This is a genomic window from Agreia sp. Leaf210 (assembly GCF_001421485.1).
Lineage (GTDB): Bacteria > Actinomycetota > Actinomycetes > Actinomycetales > Microbacteriaceae > Agreia.
In genome coordinates this window covers 794,149-817,561 of record NZ_LMKK01000001.1, presented here as the reverse complement: position 1 = coordinate 817,561, position 23,413 = coordinate 794,149, and the positions used below count along the sequence as shown (strand labels likewise).

22 protein-coding genes are annotated in these 23,413 nt (G+C 66.2%); 18 read left to right on the top strand and 4 right to left on the bottom strand.

All coding sequences use genetic code 11. From position 1 onward, the window contains the following. Positions 1–27: 27 nt before the first annotated feature. The 14 genes from ASE64_RS03825 (at position 28) to ASE64_RS03760 (ending at position 15,291) form a co-directional block, all read left to right on the top strand. On the top strand, positions 28–1,392 hold the full coding sequence (locus tag ASE64_RS03825) for a cystathionine beta-synthase (RefSeq protein ID WP_055776085.1): 1,365 nt from the start codon (positions 28–30) through the stop codon (positions 1,390–1,392). Between the two features lie 62 nt (positions 1,393–1,454). Further along, positions 1,455–2,612, top strand: coding sequence for a cystathionine gamma-synthase (locus tag ASE64_RS03820; RefSeq protein ID WP_055776082.1), 1,158 nt, complete (start codon positions 1,455–1,457; stop codon positions 2,610–2,612). Positions 2,613–2,663: 51 nt separating this feature from the next. Beyond that, entirely contained in the window at positions 2,664–2,903 is a 240-nt protein-coding gene (locus ASE64_RS03815; RefSeq protein ID WP_055776080.1) for a hypothetical protein, read from the top strand. Between the two features lie 39 nt (positions 2,904–2,942). Beyond that, positions 2,943–4,112: a N(5)-(carboxyethyl)ornithine synthase gene (locus tag ASE64_RS03810; RefSeq protein WP_055776077.1), complete on the top strand. Its 1,170-nt coding sequence runs from the start codon at positions 2,943–2,945 to the stop codon at positions 4,110–4,112. A 116-nt stretch (positions 4,113–4,228) separates the two neighbouring features. Further along, complete coding sequence (locus ASE64_RS03805; RefSeq protein WP_055776074.1) at positions 4,229–4,936, top strand: DedA family protein; 708 nt, start codon at positions 4,229–4,231, stop codon at positions 4,934–4,936. Positions 4,937–4,945: 9 nt separating this feature from the next. Continuing rightward, a complete protein-coding gene (locus ASE64_RS03800; RefSeq protein ID WP_055776070.1) occupies positions 4,946–6,919 on the top strand; it encodes a S9 family peptidase in 1,974 nt (657 codons plus the stop codon). 240 nt (positions 6,920–7,159) lie between these two features. After that, a complete protein-coding gene (locus tag ASE64_RS03795; protein ID WP_055776068.1) occupies positions 7,160–8,170 on the top strand; it encodes a putative oxygenase MesX in 1,011 nt (336 codons plus the stop codon). Continuing rightward, entirely contained in the window at positions 8,167–9,195 is a 1,029-nt protein-coding gene (locus ASE64_RS03790) for a methionine synthase (RefSeq protein ID WP_055776065.1), read from the top strand. The genes ASE64_RS03795 and ASE64_RS03790 overlap by 4 nt, the downstream gene beginning before the upstream one ends. A gap of 69 nt (positions 9,196–9,264) precedes the next feature. Continuing rightward, a complete protein-coding gene (locus ASE64_RS03785) occupies positions 9,265–10,680 on the top strand; it encodes an APC family permease (protein ID WP_055776062.1) in 1,416 nt (471 codons plus the stop codon). A 297-nt stretch (positions 10,681–10,977) separates the two neighbouring features. Then, positions 10,978–11,211, top strand: a complete 234-nt coding sequence (nrdH, locus tag ASE64_RS03780) for a glutaredoxin-like protein NrdH (RefSeq protein WP_044441583.1) — start codon at positions 10,978–10,980, stop codon at positions 11,209–11,211. Positions 11,212–11,254: 43 nt separating this feature from the next. Beyond that, a complete protein-coding gene (nrdI, locus tag ASE64_RS03775; protein WP_235480514.1) occupies positions 11,255–11,668 on the top strand; it encodes a class Ib ribonucleoside-diphosphate reductase assembly flavoprotein NrdI in 414 nt (137 codons plus the stop codon). Positions 11,669–11,703: 35 nt separating this feature from the next. Beyond that, positions 11,704–13,809: a class 1b ribonucleoside-diphosphate reductase subunit alpha gene (gene nrdE, locus ASE64_RS03770; protein ID WP_055776056.1), complete on the top strand. Its 2,106-nt coding sequence runs from the start codon at positions 11,704–11,706 to the stop codon at positions 13,807–13,809. Positions 13,810–13,863: 54 nt separating this feature from the next. Continuing rightward, a complete protein-coding gene (gene nrdF / locus ASE64_RS03765; RefSeq protein ID WP_055776053.1) occupies positions 13,864–14,838 on the top strand; it encodes a class 1b ribonucleoside-diphosphate reductase subunit beta in 975 nt (324 codons plus the stop codon). A 9-nt stretch (positions 14,839–14,847) separates the two neighbouring features. Continuing rightward, positions 14,848–15,291: an SRPBCC family protein gene (locus ASE64_RS03760; protein ID WP_235480480.1), complete on the top strand. Its 444-nt coding sequence runs from the start codon at positions 14,848–14,850 to the stop codon at positions 15,289–15,291. Between the two features lie 96 nt (positions 15,292–15,387). On the opposite strand, the gene hxlA is transcribed toward ASE64_RS03760, so the two are convergent. Further along, positions 15,388–16,011 carry a 3-hexulose-6-phosphate synthase gene (hxlA, locus tag ASE64_RS03755; protein WP_055776051.1) on the bottom strand — a complete coding sequence of 208 codons (624 nt, stop codon included), beginning with the start codon at positions 16,009–16,011 and terminating at the stop codon, positions 15,388–15,390. 53 nt (positions 16,012–16,064) lie between these two features. Next, positions 16,065–16,658 (bottom strand): 6-phospho-3-hexuloisomerase, encoded by a 594-nt coding sequence (gene hxlB, locus ASE64_RS03750; protein WP_055776049.1) that lies wholly within the window; start codon positions 16,656–16,658, stop codon positions 16,065–16,067. Between the two features lie 102 nt (positions 16,659–16,760). On the opposite strand from hxlB, the gene ASE64_RS03745 reads away from it, so the two are divergent. Beyond that, positions 16,761–17,606, top strand: a complete 846-nt coding sequence (locus ASE64_RS03745) for a helix-turn-helix transcriptional regulator (RefSeq protein WP_055777418.1) — start codon at positions 16,761–16,763, stop codon at positions 17,604–17,606. 5 nt (positions 17,607–17,611) lie between these two features. Here ASE64_RS03745 and ASE64_RS03740 read toward each other — a convergent pair whose 3' ends face one another. Beyond that, positions 17,612–19,024 (bottom strand): dihydrolipoyl dehydrogenase family protein, encoded by a 1,413-nt coding sequence (locus ASE64_RS03740; protein WP_055776047.1) that lies wholly within the window; start codon positions 19,022–19,024, stop codon positions 17,612–17,614. 183 nt (positions 19,025–19,207) lie between these two features. On the opposite strand from ASE64_RS03740, the gene ASE64_RS03735 reads away from it, so the two are divergent. Continuing rightward, a complete protein-coding gene (locus tag ASE64_RS03735) occupies positions 19,208–20,707 on the top strand; it encodes an MFS transporter (protein ID WP_055777416.1) in 1,500 nt (499 codons plus the stop codon). Positions 20,708–20,794: 87 nt separating this feature from the next. On the opposite strand, the gene ASE64_RS03730 is transcribed toward ASE64_RS03735, so the two are convergent. Further along, a complete protein-coding gene (locus ASE64_RS03730; RefSeq protein WP_055776044.1) occupies positions 20,795–21,187 on the bottom strand; it encodes a winged helix-turn-helix transcriptional regulator in 393 nt (130 codons plus the stop codon). 88 nt (positions 21,188–21,275) lie between these two features. Here ASE64_RS03730 and ASE64_RS03725 point away from each other — a divergent pair, with 88 nt between their 5' ends. Together ASE64_RS03725 and ASE64_RS03720 are read left to right on the top strand one after the other, a co-directional pair. Further along, positions 21,276–22,136 carry an SDR family oxidoreductase gene (locus ASE64_RS03725; RefSeq protein ID WP_055776041.1) on the top strand — a complete coding sequence of 287 codons (861 nt, stop codon included), beginning with the start codon at positions 21,276–21,278 and terminating at the stop codon, positions 22,134–22,136. Between the two features lie 189 nt (positions 22,137–22,325). Further along, positions 22,326–23,348 (top strand): 3-oxoacyl-ACP synthase III, encoded by a 1,023-nt coding sequence (locus ASE64_RS03720; RefSeq protein WP_055776038.1) that lies wholly within the window; start codon positions 22,326–22,328, stop codon positions 23,346–23,348. Positions 23,349–23,413: the final 65 nt, after the last annotated feature.

Here is a 23,413-nt window from a genome sequence, read left to right as displayed (position 1 = left end):
ACCGGGTGGCGGTGATAGTTTCGTGAGGTGAAATACGCGAATACGGTCATCGATCTGGTGGGCAACACGCCCCTCGTCAAGCTCAACAGCGTCACCGAGGGCATCCGGGCCACGGTGCTGGCGAAGGTCGAGTATCTGAACCCCGGTGGTTCGTCGAAAGACCGCATCGCGACGCGCATCATCGACGCAGCTGAGCGCGAGGGAAAGCTGAAGCCCGGCGGCACGATCGTCGAACCGACCTCGGGCAACACCGGCGTCGGCCTCGCTCTCGTGGCCCAGCAGCGCGGCTATCGCTGCGTCTTCGTGCTTCCCGACAAGGTCGGCGAAGACAAGCGCAACGTGCTCACCGCCTACGGGGCCGAGATCGTGGTCACGCCCACGTCGGTGGCGCCCGAAGACCCCAACTCCTATTACTCGGTCTCCGATCGTCTCGCTCGCGAGATTCCGGGCGCCTTCAAGCCGAACCAGTACTCCAACCCGAACGGGCCGCTCAGCCACTACGAGACCACCGGCCCCGAGATCTGGGCCGACACCGAGGGCAAGATCACGCACTTCGTCGCGGGCGTCGGCACCGGCGGCACCATCTCGGGTGTCGGCCGCTACCTCAAAGAGGTGTCGGGTGGCGAGGTCACGATCATCGGCGCCGACCCCGAGGGATCGGTCTACTCCGGCGGCACCGGCCGCCCCTACCTCGTCGAGGGAGTGGGAGAGGACTTCTGGCCCGAGGCCTACGACGCGAGCGTGGTCGACGAGATCATCGCGGCGAGCGACGCCGAGTCGTTCGCTCTGACCCGCCGGCTGGCGCGCGAAGAGGGCCTTCTCGTCGGAGGATCGTCCGGGCTCGCCGTGGCCGCCGCTCTGAAGGCTGCCGCCAAGCTCGGGCCCGACGACGTCGTGGTGGTACTCCTTCCCGACGGGGGCCGCGGCTACCTCGGCAAGATCTTCAACGACAAGTGGATGCGAAGCTACGGTTTCGCAGACGCCACCGACGAGGCCACGGTGGGCGACATCCTGAAGGCCAAGACCGGCGGGCTTCCCGCGCTCGTGCACGCGCACCCGAGCGACACCGTGCGCGACGCCATCCAGATCATGACGAGCTACGGCGTCTCTCAGCTGCCGGTGCTCTCGGCGGAGCCGCCCGTGGTGATGGGCGAGGTCACCGGTTCGCTCAACGAGCAGAGCCTGCTCGAAGAGGTGTTCTCCGGCCGGGCCTCCATGACCGACCATGTCGGGGCCTTTGCCAGCGATCCTCTGCCGCTCATCGGCATCCACGAGTCTGTCGCCTCGGCGCGACGCTTTCTCGGCGAAGCCGGCGCCCTGCTGGTGACCGACGACGGCAAGCCCGTGGCCGTGATCACCCGGCACGACCTGCTCACCTTCCTGAGCGAATAGTTCCGCCATCGAATAAGCCGCCCGCGCGAATATTCCGCGGCCCACTCGACTTGAAAGTAGACATGCCCCAGAAAAAGCAGCAGTTCGAGACCGTCGCCGTTCACGCCGGACAGGAGTTCGACCCGACGACCGGCGCGATCATCCCCCCGATCTACCAGACGTCGACCTTCGTGCAAGACGGCATCGGCGGTTTTCGGGGAGGCTACGAGTACGCGCGAGGCGGCAACCCCACCCGGTCGTCGCTCGAGACCCTGCTCGCCGCCCTCGAGGGAGCGAAGCACGGGTTGTCGTTCTCGTCGGGCCTCGCCGCCGAAGACGCTCTGCTGCGCGCCGTGCTCGAACCCGGTGACCACGTGGTGCTGGGCAACGACGTCTACGGCGGTACGCACCGGCTGATCAACCGCGTCTTCGGTCGCTGGGGCGTCGAGAACGACACCGTCGAGATGATGAACCTGCAGGCCGTCGCCAAGGCGGTCATTCCGGGCAAGACGAAGATCCTCTGGCTCGAGACCCCGTCGAACCCTATGATGAAGATCAGCGACGTCGCCGAGCTGGCAGAGATCGGCCACGCCGCCGGGGCACTCGTGGTCGTCGACAACACGTTCGCGTCGCCCTATCTGCAGCAGCCCCTCGCTCTCGGCGCCGATGTCGTCGTGCACTCGACCACCAAGTACCTGGGCGGCCACTCCGACGTTCTCGGCGGCGGACTCGTGCTCGACGACGACGAACTGCACGAGAAGGTGCGCTTTCAGCAGTTCGCGGCCGGCGCGGTATCGGGCCCGATGGATGCCTGGCTCACGGTTCGAGGAATCAAGACTCTCGCCGTGCGCATGGAGCGCCACAGCGACAACGCCCAGAAGATCGCGGAATACCTCGTGGGCCACCCCGCCATCGAGACGGTGTTCTACCCGGGGCTCGAATCGCACCCCGGCCACGAACTCGCGAAGCGGCAGATGCGCCGCCCGGGAGGCATGCTCTCTCTCGCCTTCAAGGCAGGACCGAAGGCCGCCCGCAAGTTCGCCGAGTCGACGAAGCTCTTCTCGCTCGCCGAATCGCTCGGCGGGGTCGAGTCGCTCGTGGGCTACCCCACCGAGATGACGCACGCCTCGGTCAAGGGAACGGCGCTCGAGGTGCCCGAGAACCTCATCCGTCTGTCGGTCGGCATCGAGAATGCAGACGACCTGCTCGCCGACATCGAACAGGCCCTGCCCAAGAAGTAGCGACCTGGCAACCCCCGGGTCTGCCTCCTGAGCGCGACATAGCGTGGGGGCATGAATTCATCTGACATCTCCTGGAACGACGAAGCCCGCGCGAAGATCCTCGAAGACAGCGATCGCGTTCTGCGCGAAGCCGTACTCGAACTGGCGAAGACATCGGAGGGGCGCTCGGCGGACGAGGTCTACGCAGATCTCTTCTCGGCGCTGAAGGACAAGTTCATCGACTTCGAACCCGGTCCTGACATCCGCACCTACGCCGACGCGATCGTGGCGGGCGAGTTCTCGGGCGAATGAGATGATCGTCGCGCATCACCCCGTGCCCTAGGGTCAGGTATGAGCGAAACGACATCCACGCCCGGCCTGCTGCGCCTCGGTGTGATGGCCACGTCACGCAAGGCCGACGAACGGCGCCTCCCTCTTCACCCCGCACACCTCGAGCGCATCGACGACGCTGTACGGGCGAACATGATTCTGGAGCGCGGCTACGGCCTGCGCTTCGGCATCCACGACTCCGAACTCGAACCGCTGGTCGGGTCGATGGCGACACGCGAAGAGATCATCGAGCGCTCCGACGTGGTGCTGCTGCCCAAGCCACAGGCCTCCGACCTCGCAGAACTGCGCGACGGGCAGGTTCTGTGGGGGTGGCCGCACTGCGTGCAGGATCGTGAGATCACGCAGCTCGCCATCGACAAGCGGCTGACCCTCATCGCGTGGGAGGCCATGAACCACTGGCAGGCCGAAGGCGGCTTCGGTCTGCACGTCTTCCACAAGAACAACGAGCTCGCCGGCTACTGCTCCGTCATCCACGCGCTGCAGCTGTGCGGCTCGACGGGTGACTACGGACGTCGGCTCACGGCGGTGGTGATCGGATTCGGTGCGACCGCGCGCGGGGCCGTCACCGCCCTCAACGCCCACGGCATCCACGATGTGCGGGTGCTGACCAACCGGGGGATAGCGGCCGTGGGATCGCCCATCCCGTCGGTCGACATCATCCAGTTCGAGCACAACGACTCTGCTCCGTTCGAGAGCACGGTGAACACAGACGACGGGCCGGTGCTGCTGGCGCCTTTCTTGGCCGAGAACGACATCGTGGTCAACTGCACCCTGCAGGATCCGAACGCGCCGCTCACGTATCTGCGCACCGAAGACCTGAGCATGTTCCGCGGGGGCAGCCTCATCGTCGATGTGTCGGTCGACGAGGGCATGGGCTTCGAGTGGGCGAGAGCCACGACGTTCGCCGATCCGATGTTCACGGTCGGCGACTCGACGAACTATTACGCCGTCGATCACAGCCCGTCGCTGCTCTGGAACTCGACCACCTGGGAGATCAGTGAGGCGCTGATGCCCTTCCTCCGCACGGTGATGGAGGGATCGTCGTCATGGGCCGAGTCGGAGACGATCCGGCGTGCCATCGAGATCGAGGGAGGCCTCGTGCGCAACGAGGCGATCCTCGAATTCCAGAAACGTTCAACCGAATACCCCTACGCGGCGGTGCAGCCATAACCTAACGTCGACGATGAGACCGGGGTGCGACGCGCGTGGTCCCCCGGGTGGATGTGCTGCTTCCCTCGCCTTTTCTAGGGTGGAGCCACACCCCCGACATCATCTCGAAAGGCGTCATGGAACAGCTCACCGATCTGCTCGTGGGAGCCGTGTCGTCGCCCTGGGTTCTTGTCGTCGTCTTCGCGGTCTGCATGCTGGACGCGTTCTTCCCGCCCGTTCCCAGCGACATCGTTCTCGTCGCCGCGGTGGCCGTCGCCGTCGCAGGATCGCCGGGGCTGCTCGTTCCGCTCGTGCTGGTCGCGGCGGTGGGGGCGATCGTCGGCGACAACATCGTGTTCGAGATCGGCCGCCGGGTGGGCACTACGAGATACAGATGGATGCGCAGCCGCCCGATGCGTGCGGCCGTGGCGGGCGCGTCGACGCAGCTGCGGGTGCGGCCGGCGAGCCTCATCATCACGGGCAGGTACATTCCCGTGGGCCGCATCGCGGTGAACCTCACGGCGGGCAGCGTCGGCCTCTCGCGTCGCACGTTCGTTCCGCTCAGCGTCGTGGCCGGCGTCTCGTGGTCGCTGTACATGTTCGTCGTCGCACTCGTCGCCTCGACGTGGATCCAGAACAATCCGCTCCTCTCGGCGCTGATCGCGGCCGTCTCGGCCGTTCTGCTGGGACTCCTCGTAGACCGGATGATGGCTCGCGCCGCCAGGCGTTCGGCTCGATCGGCCGCGACGAAACAGGATGCGCGAGCGCTCGAGGCGGCCGGTCTGCCGACGGCGCCCTCTGGCGATCAGGCTGTCGGAGATTTCGTTGTCAGCACCCCGTTGTAGCGTGGGCGCATGACCGACTCCCGCATCGCCCCGTACGGAACCTGGACCTCGCCGATCAGCGCCGAATCCCTCGCGAGTTCGGGCCATCCGGTCGGCGGCGGAGCCTACGCCGGCGACGAGGTCTGGTGGCAGGAACTGCGGCCCACAGAGGGCGGACGCCTCTCGATTCGTCGCGCCGGTGCAGACGGCGAACCGATCGACGTGCTGCCCGCTCCCTTCAACGCCCGCACCCGAGTGCACGAATATGGCGGGGGAGCGTGGACCGTGACCGGTCTCGCCGACGGGCCGGCTGTTCTCGTCTTCGCGAACTTCGACGATCAGCGCGTCTACCGGCTCGATGTCGACACGGTCGACGCCGTTCCGCACGCGCTGACGCCCGAGGGGCTCGGAATGCGGTTCGCGGAGTTGCAGCAGCGCGGCGCCGAGATCATCGCGGTTCGCGAGACGCACGGCGAGGCCGGCCTCTCCCGCGACATCGTCGCGATACCGCTCGACGGCAGCGCGGCGCACGACGCCGGGCGCATCCGTTCGATCGTCTCGGGCTCGCACTTCGTCGCGTCGCCGCGCATCTCTCCCGACGGCACGAAGCTCGCCTGGATCGCTTGGGAGCACCCCCAGATGCCGTGGGACGGCACGGAGTTGAGGGTCGGCCAGCTCGACGAGGGCGGGCAGGTGCGCGAGTGGCGCACCCTGGCGGGCAGCACCACCGAGTCGGTGCTGCAGCCGGAGTGGCGCGGCGACGACGCCCTCTTCGTGATCAGCGACCGCACCGGCTGGTGGAACCTCTACCTCGTCGAGCTCGCAGACGCCGAGCTGCGCCCCCTGCACGCGGCGGAGTTCGACTTCGGCGGCGCGCTCTGGATGCTGGGCACGACCTGGTACTCGGTGCTCGATGACGACCGCTTGCTCACGGTGCGCACCTTCGGCACAGACCAGGCCGCGATCCTCGATGTGCCGACGGGCGAGCTCACCGAGCTGCCTCTCGAGATCGACTCCCTCTCGTTCGGCGCCCGTCGCGGAGATCGCGTCCTCGTCACGGGCGGCAGCGCCGTTCTGGCGTCGGGGCTTCGAGAACTCGACCTGCAGACTCTCGCGCTCCGAGACATCCGACTCTCTGTTGATAACAAGCTGACTGTCGACGACCTGCCCGACACGGCGTATCTGCCGACGGCCGTCGCCCGCACCTTCGGAACCGACGAGCGGCCGGTGCACACCTTCGTGTACGAGCCGGCGAACCCCGACTTCGCGGCTCCCGATGGCGAGCGGCCGCCCTTCGTGGCCTTCGTGCACGGGGGCCCGACGAGTCGCACCGTGCCCGCGGTGAACCCCGCGATCGCCTACTTCACGTCGCGGGGAATCGGCGTCGTCGACATCAACTACGGCGGATCCACCGGCTACGGGCGCGCGTACCGCGACCGCCTGCGCGGGCAGTGGGGCATCGTGGATGTCGACGACACGGTCGCCGCGGTACGCGGGCTTGCTGAGGCGGGCATCGCCGACGGCGACCGCCTGGCGATCCGCGGTGGCTCAGCCGGCGGGTGGACAGTGCTGGCCTCGCTGACGCAATCCGACGTCTTCGCCTGCGGCGCCTCCTACTTCGGGGTGGCCGAGCTCACCCTGTTCGCGGCCGAGACGCACGACTTCGAGTCGCGCTACCTCGACGGGCTGGTCGGTCCACTGCCCGAGGCGGCAGACCTGTACGAGCAGAGAGCGCCACTGAACAACGTCGATGGGCTGTCGTGCCCGGTGCTGCTGCTGCAGGGCCTCGACGACGAGATCGTTCCTCCCTCGCAGGCCGAGCGCTTCAGAGACGCGCTCGAGGCGAAGGGCCTGAGGCACGCGTACCTCGCCTACGAGGGCGAGTCGCACGGCTTCCGGCGCGCATCCACCATCATCTCGGCCACCGAGGCCGAGCTGTCGTTCTACGGGCAGGTCATGGGCTTCGTTCCGGTCGACGTTCCCGTGCTGCAGATCGAGGGCTGAGGCAGGCCCGTACGTAACGTGAGGTCATGCTGCGCTCGATCGATCGACGCTGTCGTAGCCTGCTAGGGCAGTGCGCAAACGAAGCCTCGCGTCCCGATCGGGGACACGCCTGCGACATCGCCATCCGTGGAGTCGCGCCATCGCGGCTTCCCCATTCGAGGAGCACACCGCCATGGTCACCATCACGAACGCTCGCCTCAGCGGCGCATACATCGTTCTCTCCGGCACGGAGTCCTGTCGATGACGAACGTCGCCTTCTCGATCGAAACCACTCGTTTCGACGAGGACTACAGCCCCCTGGCCTCCACCCGCATCACGACCAACTTCGCCAACCTCGCTCGCGGAGAGAGTCGGCTGCAGAATCTGCGCAGTACGTTCACGATGATCGACGATCGTTTCAACGGACTCGTTCGCGGTGACGACGAAGACGGCGGGCGATACTCGGTCGAGCTCGACATTATCTCTGTGAGCGTCGATATCGACGGCGGAGCACTCCGCGACGCGGTGCCGCTGATCGAGGTGCTGCAGACCACCGTCGTCGACCGCCGCTCCGGTGAACGCGTCGAGGGCATCGTGGGCAACAACTTCTCGTCGTACGTGCGGGACTACGACTTCAGCATCGTGCTGCCCGCCCACGCCGCGAAGCCCTCGGCCGAGGGGCTGCCGCAGGGGTTCGGCGAGCTGCACGGCAATCTGTTCAAGAGCTTTCTGCACTCCGATGCCTACGCTGAGCGGTTCGGCAAGCCGCCCGTCATCTGCCTGAGCGTCTCGAGTAGCAAGACCTACTCGCGCACCGAGAACCAGCATCCGATTCTGGGTGTCGAATACCGCCAGAGCGAGTACTCGTTGACCGACGCCTACTTCGAGAAGATGGGCTTGGGGGTGCGCTTCTTCATGCCGCCGAACGGCGTGGCCCCTCTGGCCTTCTACCACCTGGGCGATCTGCAGAACGACTACACCGACCTCGAACTGGCGGCGACGATCAGCACGATGGAGACCTTCCAGAAGATCTACCGTCCGGAGATCTACAACGCCCACTCCGCAGCCGGGGCGAGCTATCAGCCGAGTCTCACGAACCCCAGCTTCTCGACGACGGCGATCGTCTACGACCGAGAGGAGCGCAGTCGGCTGGCGCTCGAGCAGGGCCGATTCGCCGAGGAGCACTTCATGAAGCCCTACAAGACCATCCTCGAGAGCTGGTCGACCGACGCCGCTCGCCATCACGCCGATCTGAAGGGAGCACGGTCGTGAACACGCTTCTCCCCACGACGACCGCTGGAAGCCTGCCGAAGCCCTCGTGGCTCGCCCAACCCGAGACGCTCTGGTCTCCGTGGAAGCTGAGCGGTGACGAGCTGGTGGAGGGTACGCACGATGCGCTGCGCCTGTCGCTGGAGGATCAGCGGCAGTCGGGCATCGACATCGTCAGCGACGGCGAGCAGACCCGGCAGCACTTCGTCACCACCTTCATCGAGCACCTCGGCGGAGTGGATTTCGAGAAGCGCGAGACGGTGAGGATCCGCGATCGCTACGACGCCTCCGTTCCGACCGTCGTCGGGGCCGTCACCCGCGACAAGCCGGTGTTCGTCGACGACGCTCGATTCCTTCGAGAGCAGACCGATCAGCCCATCAAGTGGGCGCTACCCGGCCCCATGACCATGGTCGACACCCTCTACGACGCTCATTACAAGAGCCGCGAGAAGCTGGCGTGGGAGTTCGCCACGATCCTCAACCAGGAGGCCAGGGAGTTGCAGGCCGCGGGGGTCGACATCATCCAGTTCGACGAGCCCGCATTCAACGTCTTCTTCGACGAGGTGAACGACTGGGGCGTCGCGGTTCTCGAGAAAGCCATCGAGGGGCTCACCTGCGAGACCGCGGTGCACGTCTGCTACGGCTACGGCATCAAGGCCAACACCGACTGGAAGGAGACCCTGGGCGCGGAGTGGCGTGAATACGAGGGGATCTTCCCCAAGATCCAGGCCTCCGACATCGACATCGTCTCGCTCGAGTGCCACAACTCCCACGTGCCGATGGATCTCATCGAGCTCATCCGCGGCAAGAAGGTGATGGTCGGGGCCATCGACGTGGCGTCATCCACCATCGAGACGCCCGAAGAAGTCGCCAGCACCCTGCAGCGGGCGCTTCAGTTCGTCGATGCCGACAAGCTCTACCCCTCGACGAACTGCGGCATGGCGCCCCTGCCTCGAAGCGTCGCCCGCGCGAAGCTCGGGGCTCTGGGCGCGGGCGCGGCCCTGCTGCGGGGCGAGCTCTCGGCGTAGCCGCGCGCCGTCGGGGCTAGACCGCGGCCCTGTCTCGGGTGCAGGCTGGGGGCAGAGGGGCGGTGGATCATGACGATCGACGAGAAGGCGAGTGACTCCGAGCAGTCGCAGCCGTCAGAGCTCAAGCGGGTCATGGGCCCCAAGCTGCTCCTCCTCTTCATCGTCGGAGACATCCTCGGCACCGGCATCTATGCCCTGACCGGACAGGTGGCGGCCGAGGTCGGGGGAGCGGCCTGGCTCCCCTTCCTCGTCGCCTTCGGCGTGGCCCTGCTGACCGCATGCTCCTACCTCGAGCTGGTGGGCAAGTATCCTCAGGCCGCCGGAGCGGCGCTCTACGTGCACAAGGCCTTCGGCATCCATTTCGCGACGTTCATCGTGTGCTTCACCGTGATGTGCTCGGGGCTCACCTCAGCCTCCGCCGCATCCGGCGCGTTCGCGAGCAACTTCGCCACCGGCTTCGGCCTTGACAGCACGAACCCCGGCATCCTGCTGGTCGTCGCGTTGCTCTTCATGCTGCTGATCATGGCCGTGAATCTGCGGGGCGTGGCCGAGAGCGTCGGGCTCAACGTGGTGCTCACGCTGGTCGAGCTGTCCGGGCTGCTGCTCGTGATCCTCATCGGATGCTTCGCCATCTTCGGCGGCAACGCCGACTTCTCGCGGGTGGTCGCGTTCGACACTCCGGAGGACAAGAGCATCTTCCTGGCGATCAGCACCGCGACATCGCTGGCGTTCTTCGCGATGGTCGGTTTCGAGGATTCGGTCAACATGGTCGAAGAGGTGAAGAACCCGAGCCGCATCTTTCCGAGGGCACTGCTGTCGGGGCTCACCATCACGGCGATCGTCTATGTGACCGTGGCGATCATCGCCGTCGCCGTGGTTCCCGTCGGCGAGCTGGCCGGCAACGACACCCCGCTGGTCACCGTCGTGCAGACCGCGGCCCCCGACTTTCCCATCTCGGCGCTGATTCCGTTCATCTCGCTGTTCGCCGTGGGCAACAGTGCCCTGATCAACATGATGATGGCGAGCAGGCTGCTCTACGGCATGAGCAAGAGGGGTGTGCTTCCCTCGTTCCTGTCGAAGGTGCACAGCAAGCGGCAGACTCCGTTCGCGGCGATCCTCTTCACCACGGGCATCGCACTCGCGCTCACCGCGTACGTTTCGATAGACCCGAAGAACCCGCTCGTCATCCTCCTCGGCGGCACGACCTCGCTCCTGCTGCTCGCCGTCTTCGCTCTGGTCAACGTGAGCGTGCTCGTGCTGCGGCGCGAGAAAGTCGACCACGAGCACTTCACCGCGCCCACCGCGCTCCCCGTGCTCGGCGTGATCGTGTGCATCTACCTGGTGCTGCCGTGGTCGTCGGGCAGACCCGTCGAGCAGTACGAGATCGCCGGGGTTCTACTCGGTGTCGGAGTCGTTCTGTGGGCTATCGGTCGCCTTGTGAAGTCGCGGTCGAGGACACCCGACGCGACACGCCGAGGGCGCTGAACGCCGCATCTTTTTTGGAAAGTTTTTCGTACGCCGAGTTATCCACAACGGATGAGATCAACCGTGGATTCCAGGCATTTTTCTTGTGGACAAACGGTTGATAACCATGTGCACTCCTTGTGGAGAATTACACGGGTGTAACACTTCATCTAGTGGCACTCGAAGAGACCCATCCCTATATGTAGTATTGAACTCCCGGCACGGTGACGGGGCCCAACGGTCCGATATTCACCTCGCCAGCACTGAAACCAATACAGAACAGTCCACCCACCTTCTTCGTCTGAAAGGCGCATTTCCATGGCAATCACGGTTTACACGAAGCCCTCCTGCGTGCAGTGCACGGCCACCTACCGTGCCCTCGAGAACAAGGGCCTCGAGTACGAGATCTTCGACGTGTCGGTCGACGAGAAGGCCCTGGCCGCCGTCAAGGAGCTGGGCTACCTGCAGGCGCCCGTCGTCATCACCGACAACGACCACTGGTCGGGATTCCGCCCCGACAAGATCGATGAGCTGGCCCGTCTCGCCGGCTAGTCACCCCGTGTCACTCGCAGCGGTGGTCGACACGATCCCCACCCTGTCGAACCTGGTCTACTTCTCGTCGGTGTCGGGCAACACCCACCGTTTCATCGAGAAGCTCGGGATGCCAGCCGATCGCATCCCACTGCACAAGTGGCAGCCGAGACTGATGGCCACCGAACCCTACGTCCTCGTGCTCCCCACCTATGGTGGGGGCACCGAGGGTGGGGCGGTTCCCAAGCAGGTGATCTCGTTTCTCAACGTCGAGAACAACCGATCCCTCATCCGCGGAGTGATCTCCGCCGGCAACACCAACTTCGGTGAAGCCTTCTGCAAAGCGGGAGACATCGTCTCCCGCAAGTGCGCAGTTCCCCACCTCTACAGATTCGAAGTATTCGGAACCCCGGACGACGTCACCGCCGTCCACGAAGGATTGGAAGCGTTTTGGACGTCCCCGCAGCAACAGCAGTAGAGCACAACCGCATCGAGACCCCGGGTCAGGTGCAGATGGATTACCACTCGCTGAACGCGATGCTGAACCTCTACGGCCCGAACGGCGAGATCCAGTTCGACAAAGACAAAGAGGCCGCCAGGGAGTTCTTCCTGCAGCACGTCAACCAGAACACGGTCTTCTTCCACTCGCTGCGCGAGCGCCTCGACTACCTCGTCGAGAAGGAGTACTACGAGGCCGCGACCATCGAGCAGTACTCGTTCGAGTTCATCACCAAGCTCAACGACCTCGCCTACTCCAAGAAGTTCCGCTTCGACACCTTCCTCGGCGCGTTCAAGTACTACACCTCGTACACGCTGAAGACGTTCGACGGAAAGCGCTACCTCGAGCGCTTCGAGGACCGCGTCGTGATGACGGCCCTCGGCCTTGCCGGCGGCAACGAGCAGCTCGCGATCAACCTCGTCAACGAGATCCTCGGCGGCCGCTTCCAGCCGGCGACCCCCACGTTCCTCAACACGGGCAAGGCCCAGCGCGGCGAGCTCGTCTCGTGCTTCCTTCTTCGCATCGAAGACAACATGGAGTCCATCTCCCGCGCAATCAACTCCAGCCTCCAGCTCTCGAAGCGCGGCGGCGGCGTGGCCCTGCTGCTGTCGAACATCCGTGAGTCGGGTGCGCCGATCAAGCAGATCGAGAACCAGTCCTCGGGAATCATCCCCGTGATGAAGCTGCTCGAAGACTCCTTCAGCTACGCCAACCAGCTCGGTGCCCGTCAGGGTGCCGGTGCCGTGTACCTGCACGCCCACCACCCCGACATCATGCGCTTCCTCGACACCAAGCGCGAGAACGCCGACGAGAAGATCCGCATCAAGACGCTCTCCCTCGGCGTCGTGGTTCCCGACATCACCTTCGAGCTCGCCAAGAAGGGAGAAGACATGTACCTCTTCTCTCCCTACGACGTGGAGCGTGTCTACGGTGTGCCCTTCGGTGACATCTCGGTGAGCGAGAAGTACCACGAGATGGTCGACGACTCGCGCATCAAGAAGACCAAGATCAAGGCCCGCGACTTCTTCCAGACGATCGCCGAGATCCAGTTCGAGTCGGGTTACCCCTACATCATGTTCGAAGACACCGTGAATGCGGCGAACCCCATCAAGGGCCGCATCAACATGTCGAACCTGTGCTCCGAGATCCTGCAGGTCAACACCCCGACCACGTACAACGAAGATCTGTCGTACGACACGATCGGCAAAGACATCTCGTGCAACCTCGGCTCGATGAACATCGCGCTGGCCATGGATGCGCCCGACTTCGGCCTCACGGTCGAGACGGCGATCCGCGGGCTCTCCGCGGTCTCCGACATGAGCCACATCACGTCGGTGCGCTCCATCGAAGACGGCAACGACAAGTCGCACGCCATCGGCCTCGGCCAGATGAACCTGCACGGTTACCTCGCCCGTGAGCGCATCTTCTACGGCTCCGAAGAGGGCATCGACTTCACGAACATCTACTTCTATACGGTGCTGTTCCACGCGCTGCGCGCCTCGAACGCCATCGCGATCGAGCGCGGCGTCAAGTTCGAGGGCTTCGAGGACTCGACCTACGCGTCGGGCGCGTTCTTCGACAAGTACACCGACGCCGAGTGGGTGCCCGCCACCGACCGCGTTCGCGAGCTCTTCGACACGGCCGGGGTGCACATCCCGACGCAGGCCGACTGGGACCAGCTGAAGGCATCCGTCATGGAGCACGGCATCTACAACCAGAACCTGCAGGCCGTGCCGCCCACCGGCTCGATCTCGTACATCAACAACTCCACCGCATCGATCCACCCGATCGCGGCGAAGATCGAGATCCGCAAGGAAGGCAAGCTGGGCCGCGTGTATTTCCCGGCTCCGTTCATGACGAACGACAACCTGGAGTACTACCAGGACTCGTACGAGATCGGCGCCGAGAAGATCATCGACACTTACGCCGCGGCAACGCAGCACGTCGACCAGGGCCTCTCGCTGACGCTGTTCTTCAAAGACACGGCGACCACCCGCGACATCAACAAGGCGCAGATCTACGCGTGGCGCAAGGGCATCAAGACGATCTACTACATCCGTCTTCGCCAGATGGCCCTCGAGGGCACCGAGATCGAAGGCTGCGTGAGCTGCGCGCTCTAGCGCAGGACGCATCCTCTGCTTCGACAAGCTCAGTCAACGAAAGAAAATAAGGTCATGGTCGAGAAGCTCAAGCTCGTGTCGCACGTCAATGCGATCAACTGGAACAAGATCCAGGACGACAAAGACGTCGAGGTGTGGAACCGACTCGTCAACAACTTCTGGTTGCCCGAGAAGATCCCGCTCTCGAACGACGTGCAGTCGTGGAACACGTTGACGCCCGCAGAGCAGCAGCTCACCATGCGCGTGTTCACCGGGCTCACCCTGCTCGACACCATCCAGGGCACGGTGGGTGCGGTCAGCCTCATCCCCGACGCGATCACGCCTCACGAGGAGGCCGTGTACACGAACATCGCGTTCATGGAGAGCGTGCACGCCAAGAGCTACTCGTCGATCTTCTCGACCCTGTCGAACACCAAAGACATCGACGAGGCGTTCCGTTGGTCGACCGAGAACGAGAACCTTCAGAAGAAGGCCTCGATCGTCATGGACTACTACACCGGTGACGACCCTCTGAAGCGCAAGGTCGCCTCGACGCTGCTCGAGTCGTTCCTGTTCTACTCGGGCTTCTACCTGCCCATGTACTGGTCGAGCCGCGCCAAGCTCACCAACACGGCAGACATGATCCGCCTCATCATCCGCGACGAGGCCGTGCACGGCTACTACATCGGCTACAAGTTCCAGCGTGGACTCGAGACGGTGAGCCAGGAGCGTCGCGACGAGATCAAGGACTACACCTTCTCGCTGCTCTACGAGCTCTACGACAACGAGGTGCAGTACACGCAAGACCTCTACGACGAGGTCGGTCTCACCGAAGACGTCAAGAAGTTCCTGCACTACAACGCCAACAAGGCGCTCATGAACCTCGGCTACGAGGCCATGTTCCCGAAGACGGTCACCGACGTGAACCCGGCGATCCTGTCGGCGCTCTCGCCGAACGCCGACGAGAACCACGACTTCTTCTCGGGGTCGGGCTCGTCGTACGTCATCGGCAAGGCTGTTGTCACCGAAGACGAGGACTGGGACTTCTAGGTCCGACGCGTGGTCGTCTCGTTCGAGTGCGTGACGCGCTCGACCAAGACCGAGCCCGAGATGTTCGATCTAGCGAGAAGCATCGACAGTCACACCCGGTCACAGGCCGCCTCAGGCGAGAAGGCCGTGGCCGGGGTGACTGACGGACTCATCGGTCTGGGGCAAGACGTCACGTGGAGCGCACGGCACTTCGGCATCGTCTTCAGGCTGACGAGCACCGTGACCGAATTCGATGCTCCCCACCGTTTCGTCGACGAGCAGACCCGGGGCCCGTTCGCGAGCTTTCGGCACGAGCACCGTTTCGAGCCGGCAGAAGGGGGCTCGGTCATGATCGATCGCCTTGAGTTCGCGGCGCCGTTCGGGCCTCTGGGTCGCATTGTCGAGAGGGTGGCGCTCGCCCCCTATCTGCGACGCCTCATCGAAGAGCGCGGCAGGTTTCTCGCCGCGTCGTGAGCACAGAATGCGACGAACGCGGGTGTTCCCGCCCAGCGCTGTGGACGAACCACCGCGGCAGGCGGGAACACCCGCGTTCGTTATAGAGCAGATGGCCTAGACGATGGCGGCGCGCAGCTCGGCAGCGGCGGCTCCCACGTCGGAGGCGCTGTAGATCGCGCTTCCGGCGACGGCGACCTGGGCGCCCGACTCCTGAACCGCGGCGATGGTCGAGGCGTTGATGCCGCCGGCGACCGAGAACGGCACACCGGATGCCTTGCCGTCGTCGAGCAGGGTCGAGAACGTGAAGCCCTCCTCGGCCTGCTCGTCGAGGCCCGCGTGCATCTCGACGAACTCGGCGCCCAGGGCGACGACCTGCTTCGCGCGCTCGGGCTTGTTCGCGACGCCGATCAGGTCGACGACGATGCCCTTGCCGTGCTTCTTCGCAGCCTTCACCGCGCCGACGATGGTGCTGTCACCGGCAGTGCCCAGCACGGTCACGAGGTCGGCTCCCGCGGCGAACGCGATGTCGGCCTCGAGCTCTCCGGCATCCATCGTCTTGAGGTCGGCGAAGACGATCTTGTCGGGGTGAGCGGCCTTGATGGCCGTGACGGCCGACAGACCGGCGCTCTTGATGAGCGGGGTGCCGAGCTCGAGGATGTCGACGTGCGGCGCGGCCGCGGCGGCCAGCTCGAGGGCGGCTTCGGTGGTGGTGGTGTCCATGGCGAACTGCAGCTTCATTGTGTTCCTTCGGGTTGCGGATGGGAGGGGAAAGTCTGAAAAGGGGCGTGCGGTCATTCGAGGTTCGCGTGCCGGGGCCACAGCTCGTCGGCGGTGCGGCCCGAGCGCTGCCACAGGGTGTGGAAGAGGGCGTCGCCGACCAGCACGACCGTCTGCTCGAAGAGGCCGCCGGCGTACTGGGCGGATGCCGTCATCGACCTGTCGAGTTTGGCTGCGGCGGGCACGACGAGGGTCGCTGACGCGAGCTCGGCGAGGGGAGAGTCGGTGGCGGTCGTGATGAGCGCGACGCGGGCCTTCGCCTCGACCGCGGTGCGGGCCGCCCGCACGATGCTCTCGGTCCTTCCCGAGCCGCTGGCGGTGAGCAGCACGTCACCCTCGGCGATCGCCGGCGTGGTGGTCTCTCCGACGACGTGCACGTCGAGGCCGAGGTGCATCAGCCGCATGGCGGTCATGCGCAGGGCGAGACCCGAGCGGCCGGCGCCGTGAACGAAGACCCTGCGGGCCCGCGCGATCTCATCGACCAGCGCATCGGCGGGGGAGGCATCGGCGTGAGCGTCGTCGCCGGAGGTGAGTCGCTCGACGACCGATTTCAACTCGTCGGCGATCAGGAGCAGGGAGCGGTCGAACCGTGGCACGTCTGAACTCATGACTCCAGTCTTGGCCGGTCGGCATCACGCTGCGCCCGCCCGTGCGGCCGGTTCTGCCTATACCGATGGGTAGGTGCGGCGGGGCCCGGGTAGGGTGGCGTGATGACTGATCCCGATCACTCCGACGATGTCTCCTCTGCGTCGAGCAGGCGCTGGCGAGCCGAGCAGGCTCGTCTCTCCTCCGAGCAGACCGATCAGCACGCCGTGGCACTCGAATCGGTACTCGCCGTCCTGAGGTCGACGCGGCTCGACGACCGCGCATCCCGCGCCATGGCGATCGAGGTGGCGGCATCCGCCCTGGTGGGTCTGCGCACCGCGAGCGACGAGCGGTGGAGCGCCCAACTGGAGCCGGTGGTGGGCGCGTTCGCCCGGCTGCGCAGCGATCTGAGGCCGCTCGTGCGCTTCGGCGACCTCGACGTGCAGTTCGTCGAGCCGCCGTCGACCGGCCGAGCTCTTCCCGGCGAGGTCGCGCACGCGGCCCGCGCGATCGTGCGCAGCGCCGTGCTGGCCCTCGTCGATGCGGGCGAGAGTCGCAAGGTGCGCATCCAGTGGGACTGCGACGGCCTGAATCTGCTCATCGGCATCCGCGACGACGGGGCAGGCGAGCTCACGCCGCACGACGATTCGCTCCGGCCGATCGCCGAACGCGTCACCGCGCTGAACGGTGGCCTCGACGTGACCGCGACGCCCGGATGGGGATCGTCGGTCGAGATCACGCTCCCGCTGGATCCCCCTGCCGCACCCGAGCCCCTCGCCGACGTCGTCTCGTTCTCACCCCGCGAGCGGGAGGTGTTGAAGCTCGTGGCGTCGGGAGCTCAGAACCGTGCGATCGCCGAGCAGCTGGGCGTCAGCGCCAACACCGTGAAGTTCCACGTGTCGAACGTGCTGCGCAAGGCCGGCGTGCGCACGCGCGGCGAGCTCGTCGCGCTGAGCCGCACGACGCCGTAACGCCGTCAGCCCGCTGCGATGTCGGGCCGGGCCTCGGCCAGCAGCGCCCGCGCCGCCATGCCGATCACGGCACTGTAGGTCGGGTAGGCGAAGCGCACGTTGGCCAGCGTCGACACGTCGACCCCGGCCGCCATCGCCGTGGTCACCGACTGGATGACCTCGATCGCGTTCTCGCCCACAGCGTGCGCGCCGAGGATCAACTCGCGTCGAGGGTCGGCGATGAGCTTCAAGAAGCCGGTCTCCCTGTCGTCGATCACCGCGCGGTCGACGGCCGAGAACTGCACCGTCGCGACCACGCAGGTGATGTCGCGGCCGCGGGCCTGTTCTTCGGTGAGGCCCACTCCCGCGTAGTCGGGGTCGGTGAATCCGCCGGCCGGCAGCAGGTGGTGCGGGGTGCGTCGGTTCGCGCCCAGCACGGCGTTCTCGGCCGCGGCCTCGCCTTCGAACTGCGCGGCCTGCACGAGCATGTCGCGACCGTTCGCGTCGCCGACCGCGAAAATGTGCGGTACGACCGTGCGGAAGTACGCGTCGGCGGGGATGGCCGAGCGCACGACCTCGACGCCCGCCTTCTCGAGACCGAGGTCCTCGACGTCTGCCGGCCATCCGGTCGCCATGATGACGGCGTCGAAGTCGGCCGAGTGCGCCTCGCCCGCATCTCGCCACGACAGGGTGATGCTGCCATCGGAGGCTCGGGCCAGGCCGTCGACGCCCTCGATTCCGGTGCGAACGTCGATTCCCTGCGAGACGAAGGCGGCGGACACGGCCTCGGACACCGACGGATCGGAGGGCATGAGCACTCGTGGCGCGAGGTCGAGGACGGTGACCTCGGAGCCGAACGAGCTGAACACCGTGACCAGTTGGGCACCGGTGTTGCCCGCTCCGATCACGGCGACGCGACGGGGGAGCGACGGCAGGTCGAGGACGTGCTCGGGAACGGTGGCGAGCTCTGCTCCGGGAATCGGCAGCCGCCTCGAGTGGCCGCCGACGCAGACGAGGATCGACGAGGCGGTGATGCGGCGTCCGCTGTCGAGCACGAGGGTCGAGTCGTCGGCGAAGCGCGCGCGCCCCTCGTGAATGAGATGGATGCCCGCCTCGGCGAATCGTTCGGCCTCGCGTTTGATCGAGCGCACCCGATCGACGCGCTCGCGCACCCGCGCCACCGTGGTCGTCCAGTCGATCGTGGGAGCGGCGACCTCGACGCCGTACACGTCGGCGTTCCGGGTCTCCCTGATCAGGCGGGCCGTCTTGGCCAGCACCCGGGTCGGAACGCAGCCCGTGTTCACGCACGTGCCGCCGACTCGCGCCGCCTCGAGAACGACGACGCTCGCGCCGAGTTCGGCGGCCCGGAGTGCCGCTGCCGTTCCTGCGGGGCCCGCGCCGATGACGGCCACGTCGTAGTGATCCAAGAAGTCGCTCATGGGGCGAGGGTAGCGCGGCCCGGGGCGCGGCGGACAGGGGGTGGGAAACGCCCGCGCACATGCTTCGACGCAAGGGGTGCGCCGCGAAGCGAATGCGAGCGTATGATTCTCAAGTCGTCCGCACCCGGGCTTCGTTCGTGCGATCTGTTCGCGCGGCTGGTTTTGATTCTGAAAGGCCCGTTCGTGGCTGAAACTGTCCGGGGCGACAACCCCTCTTCCTCCTCCTCTCCGTCTGCCGCCCCCGTCGTCTCGCGTCGGGCATGGCAGGCTCTCATCGTTCTGCTCGCCGGCATGTTCATGGCGCTGCTCGACACCACGATCGTCAACGTGGCCCTGCCCACGATCCGCACGACGCTCGACGCCAGCGAGGGCACGCTCTCGTGGATCATCTCCGGCTACGCACTCGCGTTCGGTCTCGCGCTGATCCCGGCCGGCCGGGTCGGCGACCGCATCGGGCACAAGTGGGTCTTCTTCACAGGACTCGCCCTGTTCACGATCGCCAGCCTCTTCTGCGGCCTCGCTCAAGACGACGTGCAGCTGGTCATCGCCCGCGTCGTGCAGGGCCTCGCGGGAGGAATGTTTGTTCCCGCAGTCACCGCGTTCATCCAGCTCCTCTTCCCCGGCCGCGTGCGCGGCAAGGCGTTCGCCATCATGGGCGCTGTCATCGGGGTTTCGTCCGCCCTCGGCCCGATCATCGGCGGCCTGCTCATCCAAGCCTTCGGCGAGACCGACGGATGGCGGCTCGTCTTCTGGGTCAACCTGCCCATCGGCATCGCGACGCTCTTCGCGGCGGCCATCCTGCTGCCCAAGCAGAGCGACGAGGAGGCGAGCCGCGCCGACCGTTCGGGCCTCGACTGGATCGGGCTCGTGCTGGTATCGGCGAGCCTCATCGCGTTGCTGGTTCCGCTGATCGAGGGCCAGGACACGGGTTGGCCCCTCTGGACGATCCTGTCGCTCATCGGGGGCGCCCTGCTCATGGTCGCGTTCGGTGCGTGGGAGGTGGCGTATGCCAAGCGCGGCCGCAGTCCGCTCGTGCCGCCGCGCCTGTTCTCGCACCCCGCTTTCACCGGCGGTGTCATCCTCGCCCTGGTCTACTTCGCCGCCTTCACCAGCATCTTCTTCACGATCTCGATCCTCTGGCAGTCCGGCCTCGGCCACACGGCTCTGGAGTCGGGCATCGTGTCGATTCCGTTCGCGATCGGAAGCATCGTGGGCAGCTCGCAGAGCAACAGGCTCACCCAGCGCCTGGGCCGCACCGTGCTCATCATCGGCACCCTGCTGGTCGTCGTCGGTCTGGCCTGGCTGTGGCTCGTGCTGCTGCTCACCAACGCTGCCGACCTCACCAACTGGCTGCTCATCGCGCCGCTGCTGATCGCCGGACTCGGCAACGGACTCTTCATCGCCCCGAACGCGCAGTTCATCGTGGCGACCGTCGACCCGCGCGAGGCCGGAGCCGCCAGCGGCGTGATCGGCGCCGTGCAGCGCATCGGAAGCGCCGTCGGCATCGCGGTGATCGGTAGCGTGTTCTTCGGCAGTCTGGTGATCGGCGGCAAGACGGCGGATGCCGTGGCCACCGGATTCACGGACGCTGCGGCCGCCGCGATGGTCGTCTCGCTCGGCTTCGCCGTGCTGGCGTTCCTGCTGGTCTTCGCGCTTCCGCGCCGCACCAACACGGGCCACTGACCCGCTTGCGCCGGCCGTAACCGCGCCCATTCGGCGCATCCGCTGCTAGACGGCCGGGCGCGGATGCACCGATAGGGCGCGGACGCGTCAGGCGGAGCGGGCCTCGTCGTACGTGGCGCGCGACGTGCCGATCTCGAGCGCGGATGCCTCGAGCAGGTCGGCGAGGGCGCGCAGGTTCTCGGCGACCAGCGCTCCGAGAGCAGTGAGGGAGTACTCCACGCGGGGCGGGATCGTGGAGTGCACCTCGCGGGTCACCATTCCGTCGCGCTCGAGGGCCTGCAGGGTCTGAGAGAGCATCTTCTCGCTGACTCCCTCGACCTTGCGGCGCAGCGCATTGAAGCGGAAGTCGCCCTCGCCGAGCGCCAGAAGGGCGAGACTCGACCACTTGGTCGACACGTCTTCCAGGGCGGCGCGCGACATGCAGGCACGCGCGAAGACAGACGTGACGAGCTCGTTGCTCGGAGTTTCCTGATCTGTCATATCTTCATCGTAGCGTGTGCTGCGCATTCGTGGGTACTGTGTAATAGTTAGTGCTACACGAACGAAAGCCCGCTACAAAGGAGAAATCATGACCACATACGCCGTCACCGGAGCCTCAGGACTGCTCGGGCATCTCGCCGTCACCGGCCTCATCGAGTCGGGAGTCGCCGCGAGCGACATCGTCGCCCTGGTGCGCACCCCCTCGAAGGTCGCCGATCTCTCCGAGCAGGGCGTTCAGGTGCGCGCCGCCGACTACTCCGCTCCCGAGACGCTCGCCGCCGCCCTCGCCGGCGTCGACACCCTTCTGCTCGTCTCCGGCAGCGAGGTCGGCCAGCGCGTCGCGCAGCACAGCAACGTGATCGACGCGGCGAAGAACGCCGGAGTCTCTCGTATCGTCTACACGAGCGTGATGCGCGCCGACACCACCGAACTCGTGCTGGCCCCCGAGCACAAGGCGACCGAAGAGGCGCTGCGGGCATCCGGTATCGCGTTCACCCTTCTGCGCAACGGCTGGTACATCGAGAACTTCGTAGCCCAGCTCGACCAGTACCGCGCGACCGGCGAGATCGTGGGAGCCTCAGGCGACGGCCTCGTCTCCGGCGCGACGCGAGCCGACTTCGCCGCGGCTGCCGTTGCGGCGCTCGTGCAGCCGGGCCACGAGAACGCGGTCTACGAGCTGGGCGGCGCCCCCGCCTACACGATGACCGACCTCGCGGCGGCTCTGTCGTCGGCGCTCGGCACGACCATCGTGTACCGCGACATGGCGCCCGACGAGTACGCCGCGATGCTCGAGAGCGTCGGACTCGACGCGGGAACGGCCGGCTTCGTCACCGCTCTCGAGGTCGCGACGAGCCGTGGCGACCTGTACACCGAGTCCCGCGATCTGCAGCACCTGCTGGGACGCGAGAGCACTCCCCTTGCCGAGGGTGTCGCAGCCGCGGTCAAGTAGGACTGACTCGATCGCCGGTGTTTCCGCCGGGCGCCGTGGCCCGGCCACGACGCCCGGCGGGAACACCCGCGCCCGGGGTGCTGGAGTCAAGGAGGGCAACCTCCAGCTTGTGAGGAACTAAACTCTCCTCTGGACGATCGCTCAGTTTGCGAGCCGCACCCCACGAACACAACTCGATAGGAACCTCCGTTGGACGGAAACGCTACGACGACTCACCGCAATGTCGCACTTCTGTCGGTCGCAACCACCATGGCGACCCGAATCACGACATCCGAAGAGATCGATCGTCGCCTCGCTCCCGCGCTCAAGCGGCTGAAGCTGCCCACCGGGCTGCTGCAGCGCGTGGCTGGCGTGCACGAGCGCCGCAACTGGGGCGAAGGCCAGACCTTCGACGACGCCGCCATCGAGGCCGGCAAGAAGGCGCTCGCCGAGGCGGGCATCCGCCCCGACCAGGTGGGCCTGCTCATCAACACCTCGGTGACCCGCAAGCACCTCGAGCCCTCCGTCGCCGTGCGCATCCACCACGGTCTGGGCCTGCCCAGCTCGGCCACCAACTTCGACATCGCCAACGCCTGCCTCGGCTTCGTGAACGGCATGGCTCTGGCGGGCCAGCTCATCGACGCCGGCCAGATCGACTACGCCGTGATCATCGACGGCGAAGACGCCGACGAGATCCAGGTCAACACCATCGAGCGCCTGGGCCGCGAGGGCATCAAGCGCAAAGACTTCATGAGCGAGTTCGCGAGCCTCACGCTGGGCTCGGGCGCCGCGGCCGCAGTGATCGGTCGCGCCGATCTGCACCCCGAAGGCCACCGCATGCTCGGCGGCATCACCCGCGCCGCGACCCAGTTCAACGACCTCTGCGTCGGCAGCGTCGACGGCATGTTCACCGATGCGAAGGCGCTGCTGAAGGGCGGAATGGAGCTCGTGGTCAGCGCCTGGAAGGACGCCAAGCGTCAGTGGAGCTGGTCGAACATGGACCGCTACATCATGCATCAGGTCTCGTCGGTGCACACCAACGCCATCGTCAAGGCGGCGAACCTCGACGCCACCCGGGTGCCCGTGACGTTCCCCCTGCTCGGCAACGTCGGCCCCGCGTCGATTCCGATCACGCTCGCTCAAGAATCCTCGAAGCTCGCGCGCGGCAACCGCGTCTTGCTCATGGGGGTCGGCTCGGGCCTCAACACCTCCATGATGGAGATCGCCTGGTGAGTCACGGCTCCTCCCGCCTGCCCCGGTCGGCGGGTCGCACCGCTCCCGCGTCGCTTCCCCCGGCA